The organism is Ulvibacter sp. MAR_2010_11 (genome assembly GCF_002813135.1).
Lineage (GTDB): Bacteria > Bacteroidota > Bacteroidia > Flavobacteriales > Flavobacteriaceae > Altibacter.
The window spans coordinates 2133384-2156861 of the sequence record NZ_PHTY01000001.1; the positions used below are offsets into that span (position 1 = coordinate 2133384).

Annotated in this window: 19 protein-coding genes, 2 tRNA genes and 1 pseudogene; 10 read left to right on the top strand and 12 right to left on the bottom strand. The window is 38.3% G+C overall.

Annotated elements, in window-relative coordinates:
- The 5 genes and pseudogenes from ATE92_RS09745 to ATE92_RS09765 form a co-directional block, all read right to left on the bottom strand.
- Entirely contained in the window at positions 1–1365 is a 1365-nt protein-coding gene (locus tag ATE92_RS09745) for a methylmalonyl-CoA mutase subunit beta (protein WP_100803526.1), read from the bottom strand.
- Positions 1358–1693, bottom strand: coding sequence for a septum formation initiator family protein (locus tag ATE92_RS09750; protein ID WP_100803527.1), 336 nt, complete (start codon positions 1691–1693; stop codon positions 1358–1360). Before ATE92_RS09750 ends, ATE92_RS09745 begins: the two co-directional genes overlap by 8 nt.
- Before the next feature lie 3 nt (positions 1694–1696).
- The gene (gene udk, locus ATE92_RS09755; RefSeq protein ID WP_100803528.1) at positions 1697–2305 is read right to left on the bottom strand and encodes a uridine kinase; all 609 of its coding nucleotides are present in this window, start codon (positions 2303–2305) and stop codon (positions 1697–1699) included.
- 59 nt (positions 2306–2364) lie between these two features.
- Positions 2365–2817: a cytochrome c gene (locus ATE92_RS09760; protein WP_100803529.1), complete on the bottom strand. Its 453-nt coding sequence runs from the start codon at positions 2815–2817 to the stop codon at positions 2365–2367.
- 2 nt (positions 2818–2819) lie between these two features.
- Positions 2820–3936: pseudogene (locus tag ATE92_RS09765) on the bottom strand (PQQ-dependent sugar dehydrogenase).
- A 355-nt stretch (positions 3937–4291) separates the two neighbouring features.
- Here ATE92_RS09765 and ATE92_RS09770 point away from each other — a divergent pair.
- From ATE92_RS09770 to ATE92_RS09800, 7 genes are all read left to right on the top strand, one after another.
- A tRNA-Pro gene (locus ATE92_RS09770) sits at positions 4292–4369 on the top strand.
- 21 nt (positions 4370–4390) lie between these two features.
- Entirely contained in the window at positions 4391–4783 is a 393-nt protein-coding gene (locus ATE92_RS09775) for a hypothetical protein (RefSeq protein ID WP_100803530.1), read from the top strand.
- Between the two features lie 225 nt (positions 4784–5008).
- Positions 5009–5215, top strand: coding sequence for a hypothetical protein (locus ATE92_RS09780; RefSeq protein WP_100803531.1), 207 nt, complete (start codon positions 5009–5011; stop codon positions 5213–5215).
- A gap of 568 nt (positions 5216–5783) precedes the next feature.
- A tRNA-Pro gene (locus ATE92_RS09785) sits at positions 5784–5857 on the top strand.
- A gap of 783 nt (positions 5858–6640) precedes the next feature.
- Entirely contained in the window at positions 6641–7534 is an 894-nt protein-coding gene (locus ATE92_RS09790) for a T9SS type A sorting domain-containing protein (protein ID WP_157809606.1), read from the top strand.
- Between the two features lie 227 nt (positions 7535–7761).
- Positions 7762–9147, top strand: coding sequence for a T9SS type A sorting domain-containing protein (locus tag ATE92_RS09795; protein WP_100803533.1), 1386 nt, complete (start codon positions 7762–7764; stop codon positions 9145–9147).
- A 32-nt stretch (positions 9148–9179) separates the two neighbouring features.
- The gene (locus ATE92_RS09800; RefSeq protein WP_100803534.1) at positions 9180–10667 is read left to right on the top strand and encodes a T9SS type A sorting domain-containing protein; all 1488 of its coding nucleotides are present in this window, start codon (positions 9180–9182) and stop codon (positions 10665–10667) included.
- Positions 10668–10733: 66 nt separating this feature from the next.
- On the opposite strand, the gene ATE92_RS09805 is transcribed toward ATE92_RS09800, so the two are convergent.
- The 5 genes from ATE92_RS09805 to ATE92_RS09825 all read right to left on the bottom strand — a co-directional run bounded on the left by ATE92_RS09805 (position 10734) and on the right by ATE92_RS09825 (position 14221).
- Positions 10734–11534 (bottom strand): hypothetical protein, encoded by an 801-nt coding sequence (locus ATE92_RS09805; RefSeq protein ID WP_100803535.1) that lies wholly within the window; start codon positions 11532–11534, stop codon positions 10734–10736.
- Between the two features lie 228 nt (positions 11535–11762).
- Positions 11763–12470 (bottom strand): hypothetical protein, encoded by a 708-nt coding sequence (locus tag ATE92_RS09810; RefSeq protein ID WP_100803536.1) that lies wholly within the window; start codon positions 12468–12470, stop codon positions 11763–11765.
- 55 nt (positions 12471–12525) lie between these two features.
- Complete coding sequence (locus ATE92_RS09815) at positions 12526–12831, bottom strand: DUF1330 domain-containing protein (RefSeq protein WP_100803537.1); 306 nt, start codon at positions 12829–12831, stop codon at positions 12526–12528.
- Between the two features lie 162 nt (positions 12832–12993).
- Positions 12994–13560 carry an NADPH-dependent FMN reductase gene (locus tag ATE92_RS09820; protein WP_100803538.1) on the bottom strand — a complete coding sequence of 189 codons (567 nt, stop codon included), beginning with the start codon at positions 13558–13560 and terminating at the stop codon, positions 12994–12996.
- Between the two features lie 76 nt (positions 13561–13636).
- A complete protein-coding gene (locus tag ATE92_RS09825; protein WP_100803539.1) occupies positions 13637–14221 on the bottom strand; it encodes a Crp/Fnr family transcriptional regulator in 585 nt (194 codons plus the stop codon).
- A 328-nt stretch (positions 14222–14549) separates the two neighbouring features.
- On the opposite strand from ATE92_RS09825, the gene ATE92_RS09830 reads away from it, so the two are divergent.
- Together ATE92_RS09830 and ATE92_RS09835 are read left to right on the top strand one after the other, a co-directional pair.
- A complete protein-coding gene (locus ATE92_RS09830) occupies positions 14550–15467 on the top strand; it encodes a serine hydrolase (RefSeq protein ID WP_100803540.1) in 918 nt (305 codons plus the stop codon).
- 227 nt (positions 15468–15694) lie between these two features.
- Entirely contained in the window at positions 15695–18526 is a 2832-nt protein-coding gene (locus ATE92_RS09835) for an Npt1/Npt2 family nucleotide transporter (protein WP_100803541.1), read from the top strand.
- An 8-nt stretch (positions 18527–18534) separates the two neighbouring features.
- On the opposite strand, the gene ATE92_RS09840 is transcribed toward ATE92_RS09835, so the two are convergent.
- Positions 18535–19794: a serine hydrolase gene (locus ATE92_RS09840; RefSeq protein WP_100803542.1), complete on the bottom strand. Its 1260-nt coding sequence runs from the start codon at positions 19792–19794 to the stop codon at positions 18535–18537.
- Position 19795: 1 nt separating this feature from the next.
- Complete coding sequence (locus ATE92_RS09845; RefSeq protein WP_100804410.1) at positions 19796–22699, bottom strand: PEP/pyruvate-binding domain-containing protein; 2904 nt, start codon at positions 22697–22699, stop codon at positions 19796–19798.
- Positions 22700–22971: 272 nt separating this feature from the next.
- On the opposite strand from ATE92_RS09845, the gene ATE92_RS09850 reads away from it, so the two are divergent.
- Positions 22972–23433 (top strand): isoprenylcysteine carboxylmethyltransferase family protein, encoded by a 462-nt coding sequence (locus tag ATE92_RS09850; protein ID WP_157809607.1) that lies wholly within the window; start codon positions 22972–22974, stop codon positions 23431–23433.
- Positions 23434–23478 lie beyond the last annotated feature (45 nt).

A 23478-nucleotide genomic window follows, 5' to 3' on the forward strand; every position in this document is an offset into this window, starting at 1 on the left:
TTATTCATTATTTAATCTTTCTTGTTCAACTTTCTCAGCCAGTCGCTTTTCAATAATAGGTTGTATGATTGTTTTGCGGTTTTTTATTTTCAGAAAAGGAAATAATTCGAGATTCTCTTTCATGAGATCCTTGGGATGTTGGTACTTATTTGTGCCCACCAATATTAAATCTCCGGTATCGAATTGCTGTTGTTCTTTTTGAGCACTTTCTGAAATTTTTCGCTGAATGGTACTTTCTTTTAACAGCTTCAGAAATCCGCCGGCTGTTTCAATTTCTTTGAAAAGTGCTAAGGCTTTTTCGGCTAATTCGGTAGTAAGGCTTTCTATATAGTAGGTTCCGTCTGCCGGATTGCTAACGGCATCGAAATAACTTTCAGCCTTTAAAATAAGCAACTGATTTCGGGAAATACGCTCGCCAAATTCGTTGCTCTTGTGGTAAATTGCATCGTAAGGCAAGTTGCAAATTGTATTTGCGCCACCAATAACAGCACTCATACATTCGGTGGTGGTGCGCAACATATTCACATTGTAATCGTATAAGGTTTTATTTCTTTTGGAAGGGAAGGCGGTAAGATGACAGGTTTCATTAATACTGTATTCTTTTGCTAAAACAGCAAATATTCTTCGAAAGGCTCTAATTTTTGCAATTTCAAAAAAATAGTTACTCCCTATTGCAAATTGAAAGTTGAATTTTAAGGAAGGGTTTTTCTGAAAGTGATTTAAATACTCATTGGCATGTGCCAATCCGTAGGCAAGTTGTTGTATGATATTGGCTCCTGAGTTCTGATAGCCGGTGGTGTCAATACTCAGTATATTTTCGGAAGGATTTTTTTGAAGGAGAACTTCCAAAATTTCATGGTCCCTGTTCATGTTCTGAAACCAGTTTCCCGAACGAGTAAGATTTCCTATAAGGTCGATATTATAAAATACCGAAGCCTTTTTTGCGGATAGAAATTGCTTTAGTTGAAGAATAAATTCTTCGGAAAGAAAGCGCCATTCAAAATAAATTGTGGTTTTTTCAAAAGGAAAACCGGAAAACACTTTTTCAATAGCAAAGGGTCCTTCCGAAGTAAATACAATAGCTTCGGCACCGCGGGCAATGGTATCTAAGGCGATTCGATTTGCGATTACCTCATCGTCTATAAATACATGTTGACCAATTTTCCAGGATTCGGGATGGCCCGGGACAGGGGAGAAGTCCTCTTTAAAATCGTCATTGTGATAAAAGGGTTTAACATGAATTCCTTCATTGCTTTGCCAAACCAGAGCTTCATTATAATCGGCTCCCTTTAAGTCGTATTGTATTTTCTGCTTCCACTGTTTGGCGGAAACAGGCTGAAATTCATCAAATAAAAACTCACTCATCCTTCTTCTTTTTTTTCAGGCTGTCTTCGTGTTCAATTAAAAAAATATCTTCGTTTTCTTTTTTCAGGTAGTATTTTTCTCTTGCAAATTTTTCAATTTCATCGCTGTCATTCATCTTTTCAATAAAGGCTTTGTCATTTTTAATTTCCTCTTTGTAAAACTCCTTATTGTTTTCGAGCGCGTCGATATCGTCGTTTAATTCTTTATGAATTAAAAACGAGTTGGTGTCGAAGAATAGCATCCAGACAATAAAAAGCAGGAGGATAAGAATATAGGTCGTTCCAAGCCGCTTTACCCATTTGTTTCGTATGATCTCAGAAAACTTCACTTCCTATCCCAGTTTTTGATGAATAATGGTTCTAATTAGATTCACAGCTACCGTGTTGTAACGATTGGTAGGAATAATTATATCAGCAAACTCCTTTGTGGGTTCTATAAACTGCTGATGCATGGGTTTTAAGGTCGTTTGATAACGATTTAAAACCTCTTCCAGATCTCGGCCCCGTTCTGCAATATCTCGCTTTAATCTTCTTATAAGACGCTCGTCGCTATCTGCATGCACAAATACTTTGATATCGAATAAATCCCTTATTTCGGGATGTGTAAGGATTAATATTCCTTCCACGATGATCACCTTTTTTGGGTAGGTAGTAACTGTTTCTCCGGTTCGATTGTGTTCTACAAATGAATAGACAGGCTGTTCGAATGGTTTTCCGCTACGCAATTCCTTCAAATGACTTACCAGCAGTGAAAAGTCGATAGCCTGCGGGTGATCAAAATTAATTTTAACCCTGTCTTCATACGATAAATGGCTGGTATCTTTGTAGTAGGAGTCCTGCGAAATTACACACACCTCATCTCTGGGAAGTTCTTCAATAATTTGTTGAACTACTGTTGTTTTTCCACTTCCTGTTCCACCGGCGATGCCAATTATGAGCATAAAAATTGGGTTTTGACAAAGGTAATGAGATTTAGCATTTAGAGGTTTCCACTTACCGATTATTTCTCAACAGCTGTAACCTCTTCTACAGTCACCATTTTGGCCTGTTTATTATCCCATGAATTCATTACATAGTTGAGAACATCTGCGACTTCCGCATCGCTCAATCCCATGGGAGTCATAATACCGTCATAGGTCACTCCATTGACTTGAATTTCGCCTCGTTGTCCATATTTTACCGAATGAATACTCTCTTTTCTTTTCTCCGTAAGCCAGTTGGAGCCCGCCAGAGGAGGGAAGTTTCCGGGAACACCTTTTCCGTTTGTCATATGGCATTGCATACAGAAGTCTTCATAGACAACGGCACCGCGTTCAATACTTTTTTCAAGCTCAGATAGGGGAGTTTCGGTGACCGAAATGGGGCCGAGTTTTACCTTATTTTTAATTTTAGTTGAATCATTACAAGCCATAAATAGTAGACTTATCAATGCTAAGTAAAATAATTTCTTCATAACTAATTCGGAATAATTCTTACAATACCCTGGCCTTCAAGAGCAATATAGATATAGCCGTCCGGGCCCATTTTTACATTTCGTACGCGTCCTATGTCTTCGGCAATCTTTTCACGGTCAATTACCATTTCGCCATCTAATTTAACGAGTTCGACATAATTAAATTTCAATGAACCCACTAGGAGATGCCCTTTCCAATCGGGGTATTTGTTTCCGGTTACAAAGTCCATTCCGCAAGGCGCAATCGAAGGAGTCCAGTAATAGATGGGTTGTTCCATTCCGGGTCGTGACGTTTCTTCGGTAAATTTTGTGCCGCTGTAATTCACACCATATGAAACAACGGGCCAGCCGTAGTTCGCACCTTTTTTAATAATGTTTATTTCATCACCTCCTTTGGGACCGTGTTCATGGATCCAGACCTTTCCGGTTTCGGGGTGAATTGCCATCCCTTGGGGATTTCGGTTTCCGTAGGTATAAATTGCTTTTATTGCTTTTGAATCGTTTATAAAAGGGTTGTCTTGCGGGATACTGCCGTCATCATTGAGTCGGTAAATTTTTCCGCCATCTCTGGTGATATTCTGCGGATTTACATCCCGGTCACCACGTTCCCCAATGGAGAAATAGAGGTAGCCTTCTTTGTCGAAGGCAATTCGGGAGCCAAAATGTTGTCCGCTGGTGGTATTGGGAGAGGCTTTGTATAATTTTTCGATATTGGTAAGTGCGTTACCTTCCAATTTACATCGTATCAAGGCCGTGTTTCCACCATTGCCTTCCCCTTCGGAAGAAGCGAAGGTAATGTAGATCCATCCGTTTTCCTTGTAATTGGGGTGTAGTTCGATATCGAGTAGCCCGCCTTGTCCACGATTATAGACTTCGGGAACATTATCGATAGTTGTTTTTTTTTCCGTTTTGGAAATGGATGAGGGTGCCACTTTTTTCAGTAATTAGCATACTTCCATCGGGAAGCCAGGTCATTCCCCAGGGATTCGATAAATTTTCAACAACCGACTCGATTGAATAGGTTCTTGCTTCCGAAGAAATGGCTATATCCTCCTTTTTTTTCTGAGCGCAAGCAATAAAAAAGGTAAAAACCATACACAAGACGATACTTTTTTTCATAGCTCTTTTATTGTAGGAAAAGATACTAAAATTGAAAGCAAATAAAAAGCCTCAATTATAAATATTATCGAGGCCTTTGCGGGGAGAATTAAGGATGTCGGTCTATTTGGCTAATTACAATAAAATAGACTGTCTAACATTACTATGTACGTGAAATAGCAGTCCTTGGTTTTTAAAATTAAAAAGCAATAAGTTTCTTGCGAGCGGTTAAAATTTGGTTATTTTTGCAACTCTTTTTCGGGGTGTAGTACCGTGTCAAGCACGGTATAAACTCCGCCCGGTTTTCGGTCTACTTGCAGTAAGCAATTGGTCTGAATTGGGAATAAAGATGATAGTAAAATAAAGGTTTACACCTCGGGGTGTAGCGTAGCCCGGTTATCGCGCCTGCTTTGGGAGCAGGAGGTCGCAGGTTCGAATCCTGCCACCCCGACCATCAAAAGCCAAACAATTTTGTTTGGCTTTTTTTATTTTCACAAGCTGTAAACGAAGTTTACAAGGCGAAGTGAAAATAAAAAAAGGTATGAAAGCACAGCTTTCGGCTTTTGATGAGCAACGTTACCACTTCAGGATCACGAGCGGGGCGAGTAATCCTAGAACTTACCAAGTATTTCATGAAGTGAAAATAAAAAAAGGTATGAAAGCACAGCTTTCGGCTTTTGATGAGCAACGTTACCACTTCAGGATCACGAGCGGGGCGAGTAATCCTAGAACTTACCAAGTATTTCATGAAGTGAAAATAAAAAAAGTAAGAAAGCGCAGCTTTCGGCTTTTGATGAGCAACATTCCCACTTCAGGATCACGAGCGGGGCGAGTAATCCTAGAACTTACCAAGTATTTCATGAAGTGAAAATAAAAAAAGGTATGAAAGCACAGCTTTCGGCTTTTGATGAGCAACGTTACCACTTCAGGATCACGAGCGGGGCGAGTAATCCTAGAACTTACCAAGTATTTCATGAAGTGAAAATAAAAAAAGGCACAAAAGCGCAGCTTTTAGACTTTTGTTGAGCAACATCCCCATTTCAGGATCACGAGCGGGGCGAGTAATCCTAGAACTTACTAAGTATTTCATGATATGAAAATAAAAAAAGGTATGAAAGCACAGCTTTCGGCTTTTGATGAGCAACGTTCCCACTTCAGGATCACGAGCGGGGCGAGTAATCCTAGAACTTACCAAGTATTTCATGATGTGAAAATAAAAAAAGGTATGAAAGCACAGTTTTCCGCTTTTGATGAGCCACTTCATGATTTAAAGCGATACGAGATTGATCTTTCAGACTAAACAAAAAAGTTAAGAAATGAACTTATTTTTATTTGACAGCCTTTTTTATTTCATTAGTTTTGCAGCGCTCATTTTTTCATGAGTAATACAGCGCAAGCTGTTAATCGGGATGTGGCACTTCGACTGTGCTCAGTGTAAACTGCACCACTTGAAGGTTTCGAAAGGGAATTGCCAATAGTACTTAATTGAATGTACAGAAATAAATAATAATTCGGGATGTGGCCCTTCGACAATTGCTCCGTTGTCGCAAAGCTCAGGATAAACTGCTCCACATAATGGTTTATCTTTAACAATAGTAATTCGGGATGTGGCCCTTCGACAATTGCTCCGTTGTCGCAAAGCTCAGGATAAACTGCTCCACATAATGGTTTATCTTTAACAATAGTAATTCGGGATGTGGCCCTTCGACAATTGCTCCGTTGTCGCAAAGCTCAGGATAAACTGCTCCACATAATGGTTTATCTTTAACAATAGTAATTCGGGATGTGGCCCTTCGACAATTGCTCCGTTGTCGCAAAGCTCAGGATAAACTGCTCCACATAATGGTTTATCTTTAACAATAGTAATTCGGGATGTGGCGCAGTCCGGTAGCGTACACGGCTGGGGGCCGTGTGGTCGCAGGTTCAAATCCTGTCATCCCGACAAACAGATGTCCAGTGTTTTAAACACTGGATATTTTTATTTGTGGTTTAGGCAAGCGAAGCTTGAGCAAAAATCAGCAAATAAAAATGACCAGACACGGTAGTGCCGGACAACTGTTTGCAACATTTGCGAGGTAATAGGATTCTATAAATCCTTTTTCTTCCGTGACCTTGGAGAAATAAAAAAATGTTAGAACACGCAGTGTTCCCCTTTTGATTTGCACTGAGGGTTTATAAGGATTCTATAAATCCTGTATTATTGTTGCCCTTGTAGCAATATAAAGGCAGCATCGTAGATGCTTGCTTTCCATTTGCAAAGAGTGTTTATAAGGATTCTATAAATCCTGTATTATTGTTGCCCTTGTAGCAATAATAAAGAAGAGCACGAAGTGTTCACTTTTTGATTTGCGCTGAGGGTTTCTTTGGATTCTGCAAATCCTTTTTCAATCGCTGAGCGTTATTAAAATTAAAACTCGGCTGCAGATCCCGACTTATCTCCAATTTGACATTTTCGGTTTTTAAATTTGTTTCAATACTATGTTGATCCTAGTCTTTGGATTCACTTTGAGCGGTTGTTTATTGAACAGGAGTTAGAATGTCGCACTTTGGCTTAAAAATGTCGCATTATTTCCGATTGATTTTTTCGTGGAGAAGCGCCTTTTTAAAATATTTACAAACGAAATTTTAATCTACAATCATGAAGAAACATTACATATTCTTATCAATTCACAACATAACCTCGCTCACAAAAAGTTCAAAATATTCTTCGAATCTTAAACCATGTATGTTACTCATACTTTTATTGGCTTGTGGCTCATGGTCAATGTTTGGTCAAAATAGCAACCAGTCAAAGTACGGTCCGGTTTTAGGAAGCACAGCGCAAGTAGCGAATATAGGAAGCAGCAATCCGCAAATTGGAGATTGTGACACTACCGTGAAACATGAGAATTTGGACAACGGTCTTTATTTTGGCGGCTCTATAAATCATCGAATCGCAGTTGATATTGATGTTGCTCCACAGACTTTGCTTACAATTAACACCATTAATATTACGGCAGGAAGTTATCCCGAACCAACCTATTTTCATTTTAAGTTCTATAAGGATGAGAATGGTTTTCCCGGTGATTTAATTAGTGAGGTCACCAATTCGGCCATTACGGCCATGGACACTTTACATTTTATAAAGTTTGAGATTGGATATATAAGAGATGTTACAATAGTGCCGGAGACACCAATTGAGTTAAGCGGTGATATTTCTGAAAAATATTGGATGGAAGTAAGTACAGATGCCAAAGCCTGGAGTGTATCGCCCGATGCTTCAGATGTTATTGGGCTTCCGCTTATTTCCAGTGGAAATAATGAGCCTTGGTTTTATTGGGTGGATCTCGAGGCGCAATACCATCTTGATGCAGACTGTTCACCGATACTTGGAATAGGTGATGTGACCGGAAGTCGAATAGATATAATTGTATATCCCAATCCTGTGAACGATCTATTAACCATAAAAGCTCCGATGGATACAGTGGAAACCGTGCAGTTGTATACTCTTACCGGGCAGAAATTAATAGATGGCCAATTCAGAAATCAATTGGATTTATCTGAATACGACGCCGGGATTTATTTTTTGCAAATAAAATTAAAGAATGGTAAGGTGATATACAAACGAGTTTTAAAGTAATTCATTCCAAATTTTTAATACAACACATTGAAGACAATATCAAAAAACAAGATCATCCCTCTTACATTCTGTATTCCTTATATCAACCTGGTTTTAAGTTATCACGATCAGGTTTTAAGGACTGTTAAACGAAAAGGTCACTCAGGGATTATTTCCGAAAAAAAAAGGCTGTAGATCGATTGCCTAGTAATATGTTTAATATAAATTTTTAACCCACATCAGAGATTATGAAAAGAATAGTACTATTTACCTTATTATTGATATCACATTTTAGCAAAGCACAAACGGCAAAGGATTTGTGTTCTTATGGAATTATAACAGAAAACAGCGGCAGCGGTGTAAACATAGAGACAGGCGGTGGCAACTGGGAATATGCCGGGGCAACCGATTTTGACGTCCCATTTGGGACAATTTTTACGGCGACTCAGGTAAAGATGAACGTAGTTAAGGGGAGCTCCGACCTTTCTCACCTCAATCTAACTTTTTGGACCGAAGCATCAGGTTTTCCATTCGAAGTAATTCAGGATTTTCCAAACCTTGTACCTATAAGTCAGATAGAGATTTATGAAATAGACCCCGATTTGTCAGTATACGAAGTAACTATAGACCTGCCAAATTCGGTAACATTTGAAAGAGGTAAATACTTCATGCAAGCCGCAGGAGTGCCAGGCGGTCCCGGAGGAGTTTGGTGGGAAATAACAGATGGACTCAATCAGTCGGTCGGTGTTTTCGATTACATTTCTTTCGATCAAGGGATTACCTGGGAAGGTACTGGGTATGGAGATTACGTGATGACAATTCTCGGCGATTGCATAGAGAGTGGGGAAGAATTTCCATATACAGGAGCGCCTTGTGAACAAGGTGATGTAACTAATGGCCATGAAGAAGGTGCCGACTTACTCACCTATAGAGTAGTGGATGATTTTATTGTTGAAGCGAATACAATTTTCACCTTAGCCCATTTCGATTTGTTTGTAATGAGTATGGGGCCGGGTATCAATAACGCTACAATTAAAATTAGAAGTTCTATTAACGACGCTCCGGGAGATGTGCTACATACTTTTGAGCAGTTGGGACCTACACAAGAACAATTTTTCGACTATTGGCCTTGGAGTGGTGTTCCACCTTTTATCCCTGTACTGAAACTTTATTTCGATTTCGACTCCCCGGTTTCATTAACTGAAGGGCGTTATTTTATTGAAATAGTTCCGCATGTATATGCAACCGATGCTTTTCTATGGGAGGGAACTTCTCAGGGCGGAACAGGAGGATATTCATACACTTCTTTCGACAATGGAAATTCGTGGGTAATGAATGAGGGTTACCATCAGGTATTTACCGTAGGCGGCTATTGTGAATCACTTTTGGGTGTTGTTGATAATGACATCGAAAACATGGTTATCTATCCCTTACCTGCCGAAGACTTTATATCGATTAAGGGGTATGAGGATATAAAATCGGTAAATATCTACGATTTATCGGGTAAACTTATAGGTGCAATCTCCCAATCTAACGGAAGATGGGATGTTAGTACAATCGCTTCAGGAACCTATTTGCTGAAAATAGTTCTAGAGAATGAACAGACTAAAACCTTTAAGATTGTAAAAAAATAGTATCATAATAATCAATAACTAAACAACTTAAAATGAGAAATAGAATAGCAATATTCAGTTTGTTCCTTTTTTGCTTCACAACAATTAAGGCACAATTTAGCGAAACAGAAAAAATTGTTAGCGGCAACCGAGAAGATCGAGCCGAATACGGTACAGGCGTAGATATTATGGATGGATATGCCATAGTGGGAGCACCCAGAGAAACGTTCGCTTCAGGCGCTGCATATATTTATGAGAAAAATGGTGCCGGAGAATGGCAATTACTACAGACGCTTACCGCCTTCGATCCAAATTTCGGAGCTGAATACGGTGGTACTGTAAAGATTTCAGAAGAACGCGTAATTGTTTCAGCGGGCAGAGCCGATGTGGATGGAATTTTCAGAACGGGTGCCATTTATATTTACGAAAATGACGGGTCGAATTCCTGGGAGTACACTCATAAAATAGTGGCCAGTGATTATGCTCAGGATGACAAATTGGGGATGAACCATACCACCTTAGATTTTCAAGGCGATACCATTGTATGTGGTGCTCCCGGTGATGATAATTGGACGGGAAGTTTTTACATCTTTGAAAAGGAGGGCGGAAACTGGATCGAAAAGCAAAAGGTCTTGAGTCCTAATCCCTCGGCGTTTGATGTATTTGGAATTGGTGTCGCTATCTATGGAGATTATATCATAGCCGGTGCCAGTGAAGAAGACGGCTTAAGAGGAGCCGCTCATATATATAAAAAAGATAGCAATGGCGATTGGAGTCACATTCAGAAAATATCGGCTTCCGATGGTCAGCCACAAGACTATTTTGGAAATTCATTGGCTTTCGAGGGAGAAATTCTTGTAGTGGGAGCGTATGGTTCCAATGCATATTCCGGCTCTGCTTATATTTTTGAAATGGATAGCAACGGGGTCTGGAATGAAGTGCAAAAAATTGAAGGCACTGCACCAATTCCAAATGCGCATTATAGCTATTCAATGGAATTGGAAGGGGATTATTTGGCAGTTGGTTCTCCCCATGTTGGCACAACCGAATTAGGTGAAGTGCATTTTTATAAACGTAATTCTTCCGGTGTTTGGGAAATGATTCAGCACATTCAGGCTACAGATATCGCCTTAGACGATTATTTTGGTTGGTGTTTAGCCCTTACTAATAATCAGCTTATTGTGGGAGCCCCTTTCGAAGATCATGACGAGAACGGTGAGAACGAGATAGATCGAGCAGGTTCAGCCTATATCTTTCAGGATCCTTCAATCTTAGGGGGAGGGGAGTATATACCGGTTTCCAATATGTTCAGTTTGTTTCCGGTTCCTGCAATTAATGCTGTTACACTCGATTCAGGCAGTAATACCCTATCCGAATTTCAGATTATCAACGAGCTGGGGATTCGAATAAAGCAGGTTCAGGGCGACTTCACAGGGAAGACTCCAATCGATATTTCATCTTTGGCTGAAGGCGTCTATATTTTGAAAGGCACCGATACCAAAGGAAATTCGAGCACTCAAAAATTTATAAAACTGAAGTAAGTAGTAGTTAAATTGGGTTCATTTTAGCTAGGTCGAAAACATCTCCGTAAAGGGGATGTTTTTTTTTTAGTTTAAAAACGAAGCATTAATTTCAATTAAATACTTGTACAGTTGGACGCTGTCACCAATTCCCATTTTTTTTGATATACGCTCACGTCTTTTCCGTGATGCTTCAGAAGTAATGTTTAGGATGGAGGCTATTTCTTTTGAAGTTAAATTCATATAGACATACGAGAGATAGCGCATATCGTTGGCATTCAATTTGGGATGTCGCTGCTTTAGGGCTGCCAAATACATGGGATTGACATCTTCGAAGTGTTTCAGAAATTGTTCAGATCCGGTATCAGTTTTAAGAACAAATTTTAAATTGTGGATTTCTTCTTTTATTCTATTGTGATCTCTTATTATCGGAGTAGCAGAAAGGGATTCCAAAAAACCTTCAAATAAATTATTTCGCTCCGACACATACAACGATTTGGCCGAAAGGCTTCTGTTTTTCTGATCTATTTCTGAAACTAATCTCTCTTTTTCAAGCTGTGCTTTTTTAATTTTAAGCTCCAACTGTATATTCAGTTTCTTACATTCCTGCTTTAAAGCTTCCAGTTCAGAAGTGGTTTTCTGTTTATAATAATGATGACCCAACTTCTGATCTTTGTACTTTACTACGAAATGTGTAACAAGAAATGCAAGAATAACAAAGAATAAACAACCAATACCCAAAATGCTGTAAGCAATCAATTTATCAATTACCAATACATCCACATCCTGTTCCAGTTGTAACTGTCTTATGGAAATTGTAAAAGGGATATTTGCAAGATTACTCTTGACGGGGATGTGATTTAGAATTAATTCAAATATTTGGAGCATCACTTTTACACTATTATTGAATCGAACTTTACCTAGTTGCTCAAATAAATATTCTTTCTGCCGGTTTTTTAACAGAATGGTAAATATGAAAAATCGGGAATCGAATTTAAGACGATCAACGGGAAAAAATGCGACAAATTATGGGTAAAAATGACAAATAGGTCTCAATTTCTGCAGGCGCTTATTGAGACCTTTTTTAACTTGAAAAAATGATGATTCTATGGCGATTTACTGAGGAGAAAGAAAGTTTGTCTTATAGATTAAACTGTCCTTTGTGTCTCTAACCATGATTCCAACAAACTCTTCTTTATTCTGAAAAAACGGATTATTGGCATTGGCTCTACCTATTAACAAATAACCCTCATTATATGCAATTCTTATAAATTTAGAACCGTCCTCTAGAATAACGGAATGCAAACCCTCGCCTCCTTCGTCATCGAGTCCGAAGCCGGTTCGGTATTTTTGGTTTTCGAAAAGTTTATTGAGTCCGGCACCGCCTCGCTCATAACCCAAATCATCATTCCATACCATTCCGGTGATCTCTGCGATTCGCTTTCCAGTATTAGGGTCTGTAAGGTTTTCTCCCAAAACTACCTTGTCAAAGCCTTCTTTATTTAAGACAATTATTCCATTGGTTCCGTGGTGATAATTATTATAAGCCTTCATGTATTCTTCACCGTATTTAACTCCCCAGTATTTTCTAACCTTCGACGTATCGGTTCGGACTCTGTCATAAGAAAAAGGAATAGGGGCTCCAATAAGAATACGATCGGTATTGTCACTGTCATGTATTACAATACCTTCTGCCCGTATAATTTTTTGATTGGATAATTGATATACCGAAATAACAAGACCAATGAGAACTAAACTTGAAAAAATCATATACAATAGGAAGATTGTCCTCCATTTTTTCGAATCATGCGCTGCATTTTCCATATAAATAATTTAAACTGAAAATTTATTTATTAATTCCCCGAAGATATTTGAGCTATTAAAATCCTTCCATTATTACGGCATTGTACTGTCCTGCGGAATGCCGAAGCATTTTCAATTCCATGTATTCTTCAGAATCATACCATTTGTTTGCTAGTTCATAGCTTGGAAACTCGATCATGACCAAATAATGTGGCTTCCAGTTTCCTTCAATATGTCGTAATGGTCCGCCAATTACTGTATAGGTTCCATTGTATTTTTCAACTATAGGAAACACTTTTTGTTTGTATTCTTCAAGTTTATTTACATCTTCGATGCTTACGTTGTCGAATAAACAATACCCGGGTTTTGACTTTGAATTCATAATTATATGTTTAAAAATTTTGAGTTCAAAAATAGATTTCAATGAATTCAAAAAACTTAATCTTGAATAAGAAATTAAGTATCTATTTCTAGAATAGCGCTGGTTTATTGCATAAAACGCATCGACCGAGAAGCGTTTAAAGTTTTATAACACAGGCAGGTGCTAAAAATTTACGGTGTTCAACACTTCTCCCTCTACAGCAGTAACCAATCGCTCCATTTCTATTTCGAGTTTGCGCATTTCGATTGTGTTGACGATGCTTCCTGTGGTGGTATCAAAATTTTCATTAAAATTCCCCAGGGAAAAACTTCCCACAATTTGAGCCCCAAATCTTGGTAAAATGGATTCCAAAATTTTTAAACCAAATTGTCCGCCATAACCTCCATTTGAAGTGCTAAGCAACAATGCTGGCCTATCCCGAAAAATATTCCGATCTACACGTGACAACCAGTCGATAGTATTTTTAAAAAATGCCGGAAGTAATCCGTTGTGTTCAGGGGATGCAATGATAAACCCATTCGCCTCTTTAAAGAGCGCATGCAGTTGTACTATTGGTGCGGGAATACCCTCTGCTCTTTCTAAGTCTTCGCTATATAGCGGTACTGTAAAGTTGTTGAGATTGATGATTTCCGCCATCCCTTCAGGTAGTTTTGAGGCTGTATAAAGACTCAATTGCCTGTTAATGGAATTGCTGCTATTGCTTCCGGTAAATACGATTATTTTTTTCATTTGTACTATTCTATTTTTAGATATGTACAAAATTCATCTATCGCTTCCGCAAAAAAGATAAGCTAGATTAAGAAGGCTATCGGTATATCAATTTTTTTCGAAGGGCACTTAAAAATTCGGGAGTAATATTCAGATAAGAAGCAATCATATATTGTGGAAACCGTTGTTCAAGTTGTTTGTATTTTGATATGAAATTTAAATATTGCTCCTCAGCAGACTCACTCATGCTATTTATGGTTCGCTCTTGCAAGGAAGTATATCCCCGTTGAATCTTTAATCGAAAAAATCGTTCCATCACAGGGACAGTCGTGTACAAGTTCTCCAAATCTTCGCGGTGAATCTGCAATACAACACTAGGTTCAACAGCCTGAATATAATGCTTTGCAGGCGTTTGGGTAAGATAACTGAAGAGGTCATTAATCCACCAGTTTTCTATTCCTAACTGCAGAATGTGATCCTTGCCTTGTTCGTCCATATAGTAACTCCTTAATGCACCTTGAGCAATAAACCGCATATGACAAGAGATTTCATCCTTTTGGAGAAGGAACTCCTTTTTTATTAATTTTTTCTCACTGAATTTTTCTACAATTTTTGCTTCATCCGCTTCGGTGAGGGATACTAATTCCTTTATATTAGCTATTAACGAGCCGTTGTATGTCATAATTTAAATCTTTGGAGGTAAGCATAACACAAACAAATTTTTAATCACCATAAAACTATTAAAAGTATCAATTGTAATCGATTATATGCTAAATATCTTTTTAAAAGTTAAAACTCTGTAATTCATCGCATTAAATAATTCGTAGGACATGATTAATCTTTGCAAATTTTAACGCTTTCCTCTTCAAAATTTAACAATAATGAAGAAAGTTTACGTTATAAAAGAGCGGATATGTTACAAATTAACAATTTTTACGATTTTTAAAATTTAACAATATCGGTTCATTAGAATATGTACATTTGCCATGTTTTAAACCCCTAACAATCAAATGAAAAGAAGCCTTTTTCCTTTCTTATTACTGATGCTTTTTGCAGGAACGCTTCTTGCTCAAAATCAGTTGCCTATTAAAATTGCCGACTCCAAAATTCAACCTTTGCAGGATCTTGTAGATTTAGATTTACAGTCTAATCTTGAAAAGGAATTAAAAAGCAATCCGCAGTGGAAAAAATTAATGTCCCAAAAGAAAATGGCGGTGGGAGTAGTAGACCTTAGCGATCCCGACAATGTAAAGTTTGCCAGAATTAATGGGAATCACATGATGTATGCTGCCAGTTTGCCAAAGATTGCGATTTTATTAACTGCCATGGATGCTATCGATAGTGGCGACTTAGTTGAAACCGCTGAGGTTAAGGCTGATATGCGAATAATGATTAGTAAGTCGAGCAATTCAGCTGCTACCAGAATGATAGACCGTGTGGGCTATGAAAGAATAGGATCTGTTATGACCAATCCTAAGTACGAATTTTATAACGAAGAAACCGGAGGTGGTTTATGGGTTGGAAAACGATACGGCGGCGGAGGCGATACTAACAGAGAGCCTATTAAAAATTTAAGTCATGCTGCATCTGTAACGCAGGTTTGCAGATTCTATTATCTTTTGGCCAATGGTAAGTTGGTAAACGAAAACAGGTCTAAGCAAATGCTCAAAATTTTAGAAAACCCCGAACTACATCACAAGTTTGTTAATACACTGGAGAAAATTGCTCCTGCTGCTCGATTGTTTCGTAAATCGGGATCCTGGAAGAACTTTCATTCAGATTCTATCTTAGTTTGGGGTAAGGAACCAAACAGACGTTATATATTAGTTGCATTGATAGATGATCCTAACGGTGAAAACATCATTAGAAGTCTGGTAAAACCTGTGGAAAGAGCTTTAAATAATCCCACTTTAGTAAGCACACGATAAAGAAAATTTCAACAAAAAACATAAAAGTTAGTTATCTAATTAATTGCTGAAAAGGAGATGTTATATCTCCTTTTTTTAGTTTTATAAGGTTGTTCTCAATTTGTAAATTACAGTATCTTTATCGTATAATAAAAGGCGGTACTTCCATTTAAATATATTATTCCATAGAAAGGAATTATAGATTGAAACGTTTTTGAAGTAAACAAAACAGCTAATCCACTATTTGAATGTTCCGAATTATAAACCTCAAAAAGTATATTCTGCAAGTTTTCGATTTAAAAGAGGAAGAGCTTAAAAAAACCCTTTTATTACAGCTTAATATATTCTTATTAATTACCACTTTACTGATTGTAAAGCCTACAGTAAATTCTTTATTTCTTTCCGAACTTACTTCAGACGCACTGCCTCTTGGATATGTATTAACGGCAATAATGGCAATAGTAGGATCCTACTTTTACAATCGCATGTTAGAAAATTACAGTCTTAATATTATTATAGAAAGAACCATTTTGGGCTCTGTAATTTCTCTGATAATTTTTGGGTTCTTATTTAATTTTGATCTGGCCAGCGGCCTCATACTTTACATTCCCTATGTTTGGGTTGCGATTTTCGGATTACTCACTGCTTCACAGTTTTGGATACTTGCTAATCTGGTCTACAATGTGAGAGAGGCAAAACGGGTATTCGGATTTATTGGTGCCGGAGCCATTGCCGGGGGTATTTTCGGGGGATATTTGACCTCCTTATTATCCAATACATTGGAGGCCGAAAACTTACTGTTTGTAGCAGCATTTCTCCTAATGGGATGTTTGCCAATTACCAGATATATCTGGAAACATGAAGTTGTGAAATTAAATACCTTTCAGGTGTCTCAACGATCAGGCTCCAGACCCGAATCTGCATTAAAACTTATTAAAGAATCAAGACTGCTCACCCTAATTGCAGTTGTGATTGGAATAAGCGTACTTGTGGCAAAATTAGTGGATTATCAGTACAGCGACTACGCTTCAAGATTAATCCCCGATCCTGAAGAACTTGCCGCGTTCTTTGGATTTTGGTTTTCAACATTGAGCGTAATTTCCTTATTAATTCAGTTATTTCTTACCAAACGTATTGTTGGTACTTTTGGAGTAGGAAAATCGTTACTCTGGCTACCATCCGGCATTTTAATTGGCTCACTGGTGTTACTTTTCTTCCCTCAATTATGGGTAATCGTTTTCATAAAAGTAATTGACGGAAGTTTAAAACAATCGGTTAATAAAGCCGCAACCGAATTACTTTCTATTCCAATTCCTATTGAAACCAAGAAAAAAACCAAAACGTTCACCGATGTGGTGGTGGATAGCATAGCAACAGGATTGGCCGGTTTTATCCTTATTTTCTTTATAAATGCGCTCGATATCTCCTCCACATATATCAGTTTAATTATCGTTGTCCTCATATTGGTCTGGTTGTTTTTTATATACCATTTGCGTAAAGAATATATAACCTCCTTCAAAAAGTTGCTTGAAACTTCAGGCGTTAAAAAGGAGAAACAGATAAAAAAAGAGATACCGGTCACTTCTATTGTTGGTACGGTAAACCGTGTACTGGAAAGCGGTACGCAGGGCCAAATTATGCATATGTTGCAAAAAACGCTCTCGGTTAAGGATGAACGTTTTTTTCAGGCAATCAAAGGTCTCCTTTCGCATACTTCGGCCAAAGTGAGGGCGTTGGCAATTGAGAATTTGTATTTTTTAAAAACCGAAAACCTTAGTGACAGTATTGAGCTAATGGTCCACGATAAGGATCAGGAGGTGACTACATCTGCATTTCGATATTTGCTGAAAAATTACAATACCGATCCTGTAGAATTATTTAATAAATATGCCGAAAGTGAGGACTCCACAATTACAAATGCAGCCTTAATTGGACTATCGCTGGAAGTTAGAAATCATAAAAAATTGCAGGAGCGCTTTAATGTTGAACAGAGAATAAAAACGACTTTACAGCAAATTGAAATGCTTGAATCTAAAGAGGAGAAACAAAATAAGTTGATGGCCGTTTTAGAAGGGATAGGAAACGCTCGACTAGAGCCTTTCTACGACACCCTAGCCGCGCAACTGGGTTCAGATGATAGGGTAATTCTTGAAACTGCTATAAGAAGTGCTGCCAGAACGTTGGATTTACAGTTTATCAATCCTATAGTTGCCAAACTAAGTGAAAAGGAAGTGAGACAAACTGCAATAGATTCGCTTTTTAGTTATGGGGAACCGATGATTAAAATTCTTTCAGAAAAAATTAAAAATGAAACTATAGAGCTAGAAGATGCTATTCATTGCATTACAGTAATTGAAAAATTTGCTTCCCAAAAAGCCATGAATGCTCTGACCAATTTAACGGAAGGGACAGAGCATTCGGTTAAAATTGAAGCAATTGACGCTATAAAACGCTTAAAATGGGGCTATTCATCGTTGAAAGTAAAAGACCGTTTTGTAGTTGATAAAGTTTTGGACGAATGTCATTTGTACCAGAATACACTTTCGGTAATTCATTCCCAAATTGTTATTCAGTATAAAAAAACCAATCAACAGCCCGAAACTGCCGAAGAAAGTGAAGCCAGAAAAGGCTTAATTCACCTGCTGGAACAACGCTTGGACCGACAACTGCAAAGAATTTTCAGACTATTAGGAATAAAATATCCGCCCAACGATATGGACCCGATTCTCGATTCAATTTTGCACGGGAAAGAGGAACAACGTATTCATGCCATCGAATTTTTAGACAATATTCTGGACAATCAATTAAAGAAGGAGCTTATTCCCGTTGCCGAATCGATTTTATTGGATACTATTTCCGAAGAAAAAATTAAAAAACTAAACCTCAAGGTATACAGTGAGGAAGAATGCTACCAGGCCTTGTTAAGCCGAAAAGATCTCAAATTAAAATTGGCCGTGTTGTACCTCATTGAGCAAACAGGTGACCAAAGATTTATTCCGCTATTGGAAATGGCCCGAAAAGACCCAAATGAAAAGGTGCATAAAAAAGCTTCGGAAATAATGACGACTATAAAAAGCTAATTTCAATCTTACTTCCGAATCACTTTATCGATACTGGTCGCTAGATTCATGTGATCTGTTGCCGAATTTTTCCGAAGCACATTCGACATTAAAACAACCATATAACAATGATTGTCCGGATGTTCCACAATAGCAACCGAATTCATATAATTGGTAACGTTACCCATGTATTTCCCACAGTTTTCTCCTTTGCTTCTGTCACATTTATACAAACTTCCCGATTTAAAATAGACCGCTGCATCTTTTAAAGTAGATGAATTTGCGTACCGAATTCGTCTGTCGGTCATATACATAAGGCGCTTCATTTCCAGACTGGATTTTGCATCGACAACCTTTCCTTGCTCCAATTGAATTAAGAATTTCATAAGTCCGATGGCTGTTCCGGTACTTCCGCCTTTATCACCTACATAATAATTGGCACCACTTGTAAAAAAGCTTCCCAAACGCCATTCGTCACTTGTAATACCTAAGTCTCGTAACGGAAGGTTCACCACGTCATTTGAAAGATCGGTCAATTCCTTTCTAGGAGTATTTTTAAAATAGACCTCAGCTTCAGTTTCGGTTAAGGCGGGATATTTATCACCAAATGCCTGCATAAGCAGCACTTCTCTCCAAACGATACTGGCTGCCCCGTTATTGCTAACGGAAAGCATATGATCTGTCCATTCAAATAAGGTAAAGACATCACTAGCGATTACCTGTCGCTTTACTAATTTATTGGTTTCAACGTTAAAAATAGGAACAGTATGCGAGTCGGTAAGACCCCATTTTCCGGAGGTAACCGATTTATTTTTTAATAATGCAATTCGGTCTTCAAAAGCGTCGGGATATATTTTTGCCAATTGAACGAATAAAGCGTAAAGTACCGCCAGTTTACCTACGCTTCCTGGTTGATAACCTGCCTTAATGTTACGCTCTGCATATTTTGGAGCATTGGGATCTGTAATGTCTAAGACCGTAAGGGAATAGCTTTTATCCAGCCCCCGAAATAAGCCATTGATATCCTGTTGAAACTGTTCATCTACTTGTAAAAATTGATTAACACTGTCCTGATGCCTTCCAAACAGGTTAAGCTGAATATCGGTAAAAGACTTCATGGCTCCGGGAGGAAGTACGGTACCATCTTTAATGTCGCCGCTTTTTATAAGTTCAAGACGCTTTAATCGCTTAATGCCGGTATATTCGTAGCCATCGATAGGGTAGAAGCTTATCGAGGTAAAACCGGCGGTTATAAATAAGACACCGAGTATTAATAATATTTTTTTCATCTTATATTTTTGTTGAAAGTGAAATTTCCTTTTTAGTATCTGTTGTAGGGGTAATCGATTCCAGGTAACCTGAGCTTAAGGCTTTCTTGTTTTCAACAAAGGGTCTCACCTGAAACAACCACAGTTTTCCATCTTTAAAGCCCAGCTCTACATCGTAAGCCCCATTATAACCTTCATGTACCTGAGGGAGTAATTCCCTGATTTTTTCAGCCAGCTCGCAAATTTGTTTGATATCGGCTTCTGAAAGGATCCTGGTTTCGAAAGTCGCAGCCTGTTTGGAAGTTCCACCGGTGAGTGGAAGTCGGTTGTAAAAAGGTTCCCGAGCAGGAGCCAACAACTCATAGCTTTCATCCATTCTAATTAAATACGCTTCGGCCGACTGTCCGTCTACCGCACCGCCGGCTCCTCGGCTAAAGGCTACGGTAAGATCGTTGGCATCGCCGGAACTAATACCTTTTGTAATTAAAACACCGCTGTAATCTACATCTACACTCGGAATTACAAGAATAGACGGAAAAACGTTCTCGGGGTTCGATAAATATTTTTGGCGCCATTTAAAACTGCGCTCGGTATAAGGTGACGCCCAAACATCTTTAATTCCCTCTAAAATTTTATCGCGTGCTGCCACATTAAATAGGGTAAGATTTAACCCTGCTCCGGTAAAATCCTTTAAATCTTCCATATTGGTGTCACTACGCAGAAACACAGGGATTTGTCCAATGGGTTTTCCCAGAATAGTTTTAAAACCTTCTTCCATTTGAGAAACAAAACTTGCCTTGAGCGGCATTTTTTTTATGGCGGCTCTAAGCGTTTCGAGCTCCCGTAATTGATAATTTTCTACTTCTGCATCAGGAATATTACGACTGCGCATTTTCTCGGCTTCAGTGAACATGTCGTTTAAAAAGTTCCAGTATGTTTTGTTTTGTCCGGGCATGGTTTGGTCCATGTGTTCTCTGAAAATTCCGAAGGGAATAACTAATCCTTCCACTACATTTTCGGGGAACATTTGTTTAAGCTGCCCCAGATTGGCCGCTTTCGGGCCGCAAGTAGTTCCTGAATCTGATGCATCCACATCTCGCAAATTGAGTACTTTGTTTTGGTCCAGCCTAATTTTTTCAATTGGGACAGCTATTTTTTCCTCCTTGCGTTCCTTCTTTGTAAAAAGCGCTTTTTCTTCGGAAGTCATATCTGCTTCCAATTTTATGATAACATTCCCCTTGTTGGAAACTGCATAAAACACCCGTTTTCCGTTGTACTGCTGAAGACTTCGTAAGTTTTCATCGGAAAGCGCAGCGTTGGGGATTCCTAAATTTCTCGCCAAAAGCTGAACGTGAGAAACCAAATTTCCTTCGGCGACAGTTGCAATCCCCGCTACCGGTTTAAGATCGGATGGCGGACGTTCAAATACATATATTTTATTGGATGAGACTTCAATTTCTTCCGAAGAACCCGACACTACTACCAATTCGCCAAAAGCATACCCCGGATTTAAACCACGTATTGAACTCTGATTGGGAATGGATAAAACCTTATTGGTAAGAGAAGATTCGGTCGCGATAAAATCACCTAATTGCCCAACGCTTTTACCCAGATGCAAGGCGATGGAACCTCTTATTTTATCATCGATAAAGGCATACGCCTGAGGTTCAAATACGGTATATTCGTTAACCACATCCTGGTAATTTGCCTTGACCATAGCAGCACTCCATTCTACTTCACTGCGTGCCGCGTCCAACACAGCGGTAAGCTGCCCCAAGGTGTTGTTATTTTCGGAAGGCTTCAGGACTTTTTTAAGTTGTTGCCATTCCCACTGTTCTATATATCCTGCACCTGCAGTTCCCATGCCCAGAAAGTACACTTTTTGCAATAATTGTTGAAGCGTAGTCGGGACCCATTGAGGCTCGGTTTTAAAAATAATTTCTTCCAACTTTAATGAAATATCCAACAATTGCAATCGGGCCGTGGCGCGTTTTTCAGTAAGGATGCCTATTCGAATCTCCTGTAAAAGCCTTGCCGTTTCGGGAATAAGCACCGCGGGGTTAGTTTCATTGTTGTTTTTTACGATATATGTTTCAATACTATTTCCAAGAGGAGTGCCTTTTAAGTTGCTGTTTTTCTTTAGCAAGGAAGGAATATCGAAAGGAGTGTAGAACTGTGTCATGGTGACTATCAATTCGTCCAATTGCTTGCTAACATTGGACGAAGCTTTTGTACCATGTGAAGACTTAAACTTTTTTACCTTTTCAATATCTCCCAGATCGGGTTGCCCGTGAATTTTTATTCGCAGATCCATAAAGGCGGGATATATATCACTAATTACTTTGGACTGACTTCGCATAAGTTGCGCCAAATTATCATCCCCGCTATGCGGAACATCCTTTAATGACTGTCGTATTAGGAAAAATTTTTGTTCCAGTTCGTTGTCTTTTGATAACAACCATTTGTAAAAATCGATGCCGGCTTTTTCTTCATCTTCAGATTGTAAGGCACCTCTGTAAAACTGAGCTTTCTCGAGAATCCAACCGTTGTCAACTGACCCCAGATATTTCCCGAGTTGATATTGTTTTAGCCGCGAATGATTATTTGAAGGATCCCAAAGCGTTTCCGATTTGGTGTAAGCTAAAATCTGACCAAGAAAAATATGATTTCTTTTTCCAAGATTTTCTACACTTTCCTTGTATCGTGCATGCTGTACACCCGGGCCAATATTCTGAGGACAAGGGTCTTTGGGCTGCCGTATACTGCCATCGGTGCAAAACCATCGTATATCTTTATATGGTCCTCGAAGGTCATTTTTATATACTACTATTTGCTCCTTGATGTATTCATTACTCAGTTTTTGAGAAAAAGTATTAGTAAAAGCCCCTAAAAGGAAAAGTGAAATTAAAAAGGTATAATTTTTCATAAACGGCCCGGTAATGGTGTTTTTAAGGTAGTTAAAGGTACTTCCAAAATTTCTTAATAAGATACTAAAATTAGTTGCAAAAAAAAATCGAATAAACAGATGTTGGATACTTCGGGAATCAATCAAAAAATACACATAATCGAAAAAAACTGCGTTTTAACGAATAATTATTTAGTTTTCAATAAACACCTGTTATGTGTTACTATCCTTGTAAAAAATTGACCTATTTTTGAAATGCCTTACGTTTTACTCAAAAAGTTAACTCCTCAATCTTGAAAAAAGATATTTTTTACCTGCTTGTTCAATTTATACTATTCACTTTATTTTTTATTAATTGGGAAGATAATTTGGGTCTAGGTATTCCCGGCTGGGTTGATTACTTTTTCTTTATTGTAATTGGGTTTGGATTGTTGGTAATATTATTTGGAATTATCAATCTTAACGAAAATGCAACGCTTTTTTCGACCGCTTCAAAGAAATCGAATATCGTATTCAGGGGAATCTACAAGTATGTTAGACACCCTATTTATTTGGGATTAATTATCGCAATGATGGCTTTTTCATTGTACTCGCAATCGGTTGCAAAACTCCTCCTTATGGTAGCCTTGTCAATTGCTTTCTATTTGAAATCCCGCCATGAAGAAAAGCTGCTGGAAAAAACATTTTCTAATTACAAGCAGTACAAAGCCAAAACCGGACGCTTTTTTCCGAAGAGAAACGATAGCGCTTCTTGATAAACTAATAAGCATTCTTAATAACTTTTACTGTAAGGTTCTACT